The organism is Stenotrophomonas sp. BIGb0135, assembly GCF_024810105.1.
GTDB classification, from domain to species: Bacteria; Pseudomonadota; Gammaproteobacteria; order Xanthomonadales; family Xanthomonadaceae; genus Stenotrophomonas; species Stenotrophomonas maltophilia_AB.
Map to the genome: position 1 here is coordinate 1 of NZ_JANUDX010000020.1, position 5,715 is coordinate 5,715.

A 5,715-nucleotide genomic window follows, 5' to 3' on the forward strand; every position below is an offset into this window, starting at 1 on the left:
TGGGAGATGCGCCAGCCGCTGGGGATCGCGATCGTGGGTGGGTTGCTGGTGAGCCAGTGGCTGACGTTGTATACGACGCCGGCGATCTATCTGGCCTTGGCGCGGTTGCGGCGCACTGCGTGATCACCGGGCAGGCGACCCACTGTGGGTAGAGCCACCCCATGGGTGGCTGCTCTTCGCCATGGCCTACGGTGCAGCCACCCATGGGGTGGCTCTACCTTGCCAGCGTGGCCGCGTCGCGGCATCTCTTGAGCTGGCGCGGGTTGGGATGGTCGCAATGCATCATGCACCGCAGATTCTGCGTCACCGCCGACCTCTCAACCACGGCAGGCATCACTCACATCGCCCGCCGGCTGCAAGAGCCGAGCTTTACCCCTTCCCTCAGGTATAGATCCTTCCCTTTGGCATGACTCAATTTCCAGCCCAGGAGATCAAACGACGCGCTCACATAAAACTCAAAGCACCCATGGAACTGTTCCGAGGCAACTTCAACTCCGTTCGCATTGCCAGTCGGAGACATGAAAACACAGACCCGAACAACACTGAAGCGAAATGATTCATAAGCCCACTGCCGATCAACTTCCAGAGCAACAAGAGGATCGAGGTAAAGAGTAAAATACCTGGAATTAATACAACCCTCTGACGGAGAGAGCTTCCCACAATCACCAAGGACAAACGAGTCACTCGACATGATCAATGACCTTGATTCGGCATCAATGATCGCAACCATTCCGTCGCCTTTTCTTACTCCATCAATCTAGTAGACGCTCCAGGCGCCAGCACCGCATGCACCGCATGCACCGCATGAAATCATCATAATCAGAACAACACCAATGCACTACATCTTGCGCATCTAAGCACCCTTCCATCCGAAGCTGACAGCTACTTCCGCGCATTGGCTGGTGATATGAGCAACTGGGACATCGCCCAACTAGCGGTTCGCAAGCGGTCGTCTGCGATACCCAGCCTTTGCTGGATTGCAGTCATTGCACCTGCAGCGAAGGCGCCTGGCGTATCGATCAAAGCGCCTTGCACCCAGAACTGGTAAGCACAACGCTCGGGCACTACCTTTCTGGAAAGAAGCACTTCAGAGAAAGCGCTTGACCGGTCTCCATCCGTTCCCGCTGCGTCCTGCCTCTTCCAAACCTCGCGGATGAGCGACGCAAACAGGGTGGCCCGGTCATCCACGACCCTATCCCGGGTAGCGGCCATATCATCACTGATGCTGCCGCCGTGCGCTACCCATTCGTCAACGATGGGCTCCCACGCAGCATTGCATACATTGTTTTCGTCAAAATAGGCATAAAGTATTTGGTGATAATCCTCCGGATCACTCCTCCCCTTTGCCAAGGAGCATCCGGCGACCAGCACCAATATAATAAATGCTGAAATCAATTTCATAATTCGTCACCTGAAATTCCACTCGAATACTGACGCTGAAGCTCCTGTATCCCCCAAGTGCCGCTTGCTTACCGGAATTCTCTTGAAAGCATCCATAAGATTGTCCGTGCATCCAAGCTGCCACTGTTAGCCCCTGCTTCTTTGTAAGCCTGAAAGAGCGGCCTGGGATCAACCCGAACCTGTCCTACAACCAAGCGCCCTGCACTCTTCCCCGCAACCATCGCCGCAGACACCGCCATGTTCTCATCGGACAGAGGCACATGTGCGTTACCGAGTCCTTCACGCGTCCGCCTGTGCGCTCAATCCACCTGATGGTCGATGTGATCATAAGCGCAAGATTCAGCTCGCACACCTTCCTTGAAGTACCGGTACTTTCCATCGGGATATGCGATTTCCCAACCCAACAAGCCTCCGGAACGGGCTGCATAGAACGTCAGCACCTTTCCATCCTGTGGCGACCTGATCACATAGGTGGACACCGTTTGGGCGCCTGTCGAAAGCGCGCACTGGCCCACCAGCGCAAAATCTACGCCCTCGCTCTCCCACTGCGGCGCCAAGGATGAAGGCATATAGAAATAGAAGTAAGAAGATTTCACGCACCCCCTGGAGGGGGGATTGTCACCGCACGCAGAAAGCGAATTACGCTCTCCCAGCACCCTCATAGTCGCGTTCGAGTAATTAATGAACGAACTCATCCCATCGCCATTATCAACACCATCCTTGAAAAAAATGCCCCCTTGGACGTCCTTGGCAATTACCGAGCAAGATAACGATCCAAGAAGAATAAGCAGAAAGCACCGTACTTGCATGTTACGCATTCTATTGGCCTTTTCTCGAATGAGGAAAGCATCCTGTATGCAAAGCTATTCGCCATGGGCTCACGCTGATCTGGCCCACTGCCTTGTCCGGCGGCATACCCATGACCGAACTCGTGGAGTATCGCAAACGTCATCGCAACGGATCCACCCGCGAATGAGGCATTATGATATGAAAACGCCACGGACGGATCATAAAACCTAACAATACCAAACCCAAGAAATACGACATCAGCAATCCCTGGATCCACGAATGCGCCCGTGCCCGGGTCCGTCAAAAACTCTACGTTCTCGGGATCCCGACACCAAGAGGTGCTGTTCCAGCTAGAAATAATGCCGGCGTCTTTGGAGTACTCAACGCGCTTCTTTGCAAAGTGGCCGACGCGCTGCGTGCGCTGCCCGAACTGGTGGACGTGGAATCCAAGGGCGACGAGGGCATGCGCCAGGTGGTGCTGGACATCGACCGCGACGCCGCCGCCCGGCTGGGTGTGGACATGCGCATGATCGCCTCGGTGCTCAACAACGCCTTCAGCCAGCGCCAGGTGGCCACGCTGTACGACACGCTCAACCAGTACCGCGTGGTGATGGAACTGGACCCCCGCTACACCCAGGACCCGTCCACGCTCGACCAGATCCACGTGATCGGCAAGGACGGCCAGCCTGCCGCTGTCGTCGATCGCCAGCTGGTCCTACGGCATGGCGCCGGACCGCATTTACCACAGCCAGCAGTTCGCCTCGGTCTGGATCGAGTTCGCCCTCGCACCCGGCGTGACCCTGGACCAAGCGGTGAAAGCCGTGGACCGCGCGATGGCCGGGATCATGCTGGCCCACCCATGTGCAGGCCAGGCTGAGTGGCGAGGCCGGTGGCTTCGAAACACTGCGCGAGCGCCAGCTCTGGCTGATCGTCGGCGCGATGCTGGCGGTCTACCTGGTGCTCGGCGTGCTGTACGAGAGCTTCGTGCAGCCGCTGGCGATCCTGTCCACACTGCCCTCGGCCGGCGTGGGTGCGCTGCTGGCGCTGATGGCGTTCGGCAACGAGTTGAACCTGATTTCGCTGTTGGGGTTGTTCCTGCTGGTAGGCGTGGTGATGAAGAACACCATCCTGATGATCGACTTCGCGCTGTCGGCCGAACGCGAGCGCGGTTTGTCGTCGTATGACGCGATCTGCGAGGCGGCACGGCTGCGGTTCCGCCCGATCCTGATGACCAGTGTGGCCGCGTTGCTGGGTACGTTGCCGTTGATGCTGGCTACTGGCGAAGGGTGGGAGATGCGCCAGCCGCTGGGGATTGCGATCGTGGGTGGGTTGCTGGTGAGCCAGTGGCTGACGTTGTATACGACGCCGGCGATCTATCTGGCCTTGGCGCGGTTGCGGCGGGGGTAGCAACGGCCGGATGTCCATAGGGCGTCAGATGAATCCGAATGAAAGGGAGCATTCGAGGTTCGCCAGATCCGAGAGCACGACGATAGGCAGAAAGCCGCCCTCCTGCTCATCGGACCCTTTGACCGGCCAAGTGATATCCAGCTCAAGACATTCGGGCGTGATCACCTCTCGCACGGATTTCAGGCGCTGCAAGCCACCCGCGTGGGCTAGCAGTATTGGAACTGCTTGATCCAGCCTGCAGTCTGGTTCCAGTTCAATGGAGAACCTCGCGAAGGATCGCTTCAGCAACGCGGAAACTCCCGCTCTCACGTGGGCACCCCGCTCGCCTGTCTCACTGGCTTTCACACTGAGCATCTCCTCTATCACATGAGGCGAGACCTCAAATCCTCTAAAGGTCAGTGAGGCGATCTTTGATTTCATGCTCTTGTTCATAACGACTCCTTTTCTCCGCCCGGAACGCCATTCCAGAGCCAATTCCCACCACTTTTGTCGCGGTAGATATCAACGCCGCCCTCACCTCGACCTTTCTTTGCATCATGCGCATCATCATATCCAGCATCCTGAGCAACCTTATTTCCATCCCGTTCCTTGACCTTCATTAGATCTGCCTCATTCGGCTGAACCTCGTTATGGACACCGCAAGATGGACCGCCAGAAAACTCACACGCAGGCGCACTGATCTCGGATGGCCAGACGAGCGCCAACGGCCAGGCGCTGCGGGCGCTTAACCATCCCAAAAACCGCGCTGCTGCTCCTAAACCTGCGACCGAAGGCATCCCGCCTGGCATTGGGCGCGCTGCAATTGCCGTAACAGTCGAGAGCGTTACTGGCTCTGATTTGGATACGTCGGGCCCTGGCTCTGGCTCTGGCACTATAGGTAGGTCGTTATTCCCGTTATCAAGCGCCAAGCGTCCGTCAGGATCCGTGAATCTATATGGATTGCTGTTGGCATATACGTACCGATTGAAATTGCTTCCTTTGGACTTGCCGACGGAAATGGGATCGACACTTAGGAACCTTCCCGTGTCCGGATCATAGTATCGCTCCTGCATTTGGTTCAAACCTGTCTCGGCATCCTCGACATGCCCTGTGTACCCCGGTCCTCCCGCCAACGGCCGGTTGATCACTTCACCGTACGCCCCATAGACCGTGCGATCAATCACCACACCGCTCGCATTGGTCACAGCGACCGGCGACCCCAGAGCGTCGGTGTGGATGTACTCCACTACATCGGCGGCGGCAACGCGGGGCACCACGCCGAGCACCAGCAGCAGTGCGCCCGTCACCCACCCCATCAACGACCCTGCATCAAAGGCTCGGCTCATAGCATCTGCTCCGCAACGAAGGGATCGGACCAGGCGGAACAGCCGGCAGCATTGCAGGCCCTCACCCGGAAGGGCGCATTACTCGACGCCTTGTTGACCTCCATGACGCAGCTCATTCCCGACGTACTGCAGGTGGCTGGACCATCCAGCTCAAAGCCGAGCGAACTGCCGTCGTCACCCCAATATGCGCTGTAGCGGGTCTTGAATCCCGAGATACGTTCGTACCAGACCCATAATCCGAAGGGCACTGGCGGCGGCATCTGCACTTGCACTTGCATCGTGCCGGACCAATCGGTGCAGCCGGCCTCGTTGCACGCGGCGACCCGATACTGGTGTGTGCCCTCAGGCCGCCCGTAAAGCGCTCGCTGGGTCGCACCCTCATCGTGGATGGTCGCCCAGCCCGCGCCCTGCAATGCCTCCTGCAATTGGTATGTGGTTGCCCAGCCGACGCCGTTCCAGCTCACCGTTTAGTTGCCGGAGTTGTTGGTACCAGGACCGGCCAACTGAGGCGTGCTATCTGGGCGCAGAATCACCGTGGTGCCAACCGTTGGTGAGTAGTTGCTGCACCCAGCCGCGTTGCAGGCCTGCAGACGATACGCATAGCCGCCCCGGCCCAGCCCCGTGATCGTGGACGCGGAATCCAAGGGCGACGAGGGCATGCGCCAGGTGGTGCTGGACATCGACCGCGACGCCGCCGTCCGGCTGGGTGTGGACATGCGCATGATCGCCTCGGTGCTCAACAACGCCTTCAGCCAGCGCCAGGTGGCCACGCTGTACGACACGCTCAACCAGT

General features: G+C 58.3%; 8 protein-coding genes and 1 pseudogene. 3 read left to right on the plus strand and 6 right to left on the minus strand.

Going from position 1 to position 5,715, the window contains the following annotated elements:
- Positions 1-6: 6 nt before the first annotated feature.
- Positions 7-123 carry an efflux RND transporter permease subunit gene (locus M2421_RS20900; protein ID WP_259210339.1) on the plus strand — a complete coding sequence of 39 codons (117 nt, stop codon included), beginning with the start codon at positions 7-9 and terminating at the stop codon, positions 121-123.
- Between the two features lie 214 nt (positions 124-337).
- Here M2421_RS20900 and M2421_RS20905 read toward each other — a convergent pair whose 3' ends face one another.
- From M2421_RS20905 to M2421_RS20915, 3 genes are all read right to left on the minus strand, one after another.
- A complete protein-coding gene (locus M2421_RS20905; protein ID WP_259210329.1) occupies positions 338-730 on the minus strand; it encodes a hypothetical protein in 393 nt (130 codons plus the stop codon).
- Positions 731-882: 152 nt separating this feature from the next.
- Positions 883-1,401 carry a hypothetical protein gene (locus M2421_RS20910; protein WP_259210331.1) on the minus strand — a complete coding sequence of 173 codons (519 nt, stop codon included), beginning with the start codon at positions 1,399-1,401 and terminating at the stop codon, positions 883-885.
- Positions 1,402-1,700: 299 nt separating this feature from the next.
- Positions 1,701-1,997, minus strand: a complete 297-nt coding sequence (locus tag M2421_RS20915; protein ID WP_259210332.1) for a hypothetical protein — start codon at positions 1,995-1,997, stop codon at positions 1,701-1,703.
- Between the two features lie 590 nt (positions 1,998-2,587).
- On the opposite strand from M2421_RS20915, the pseudogene M2421_RS21010 reads away from it, so the two are divergent.
- Positions 2,588-3,597, plus strand: a pseudogene (locus M2421_RS21010) (efflux RND transporter permease subunit); the annotation flags it as partial.
- 24 nt (positions 3,598-3,621) lie between these two features.
- Here the strand turns inward: M2421_RS21010 and M2421_RS20930 are convergent.
- The 3 genes from M2421_RS20930 to M2421_RS20940 are packed head-to-tail and all read right to left on the minus strand — an operon-like array spanning position 3,622 to position 5,386.
- Positions 3,622-4,029 (minus strand): hypothetical protein, encoded by a 408-nt coding sequence (locus tag M2421_RS20930; protein ID WP_259210336.1) that lies wholly within the window; start codon positions 4,027-4,029, stop codon positions 3,622-3,624.
- Positions 4,026-4,922: an RHS repeat-associated core domain-containing protein gene (locus M2421_RS20935; protein WP_259210337.1), complete on the minus strand. Its 897-nt coding sequence runs from the start codon at positions 4,920-4,922 to the stop codon at positions 4,026-4,028. The genes M2421_RS20930 and M2421_RS20935 overlap by 4 nt, the downstream gene beginning before the upstream one ends.
- Positions 4,919-5,386, minus strand: coding sequence for a hypothetical protein (locus tag M2421_RS20940; protein ID WP_259210338.1), 468 nt, complete (start codon positions 5,384-5,386; stop codon positions 4,919-4,921). The genes M2421_RS20935 and M2421_RS20940 overlap by 4 nt, the downstream gene beginning before the upstream one ends.
- Positions 5,387-5,549: 163 nt before the next feature.
- Here M2421_RS20940 and M2421_RS20945 point away from each other — a divergent pair.
- The coding region (locus M2421_RS20945; protein WP_259210340.1) for an efflux RND transporter permease subunit at positions 5,550-5,715 on the plus strand (166 nt) is incomplete at its 3' end.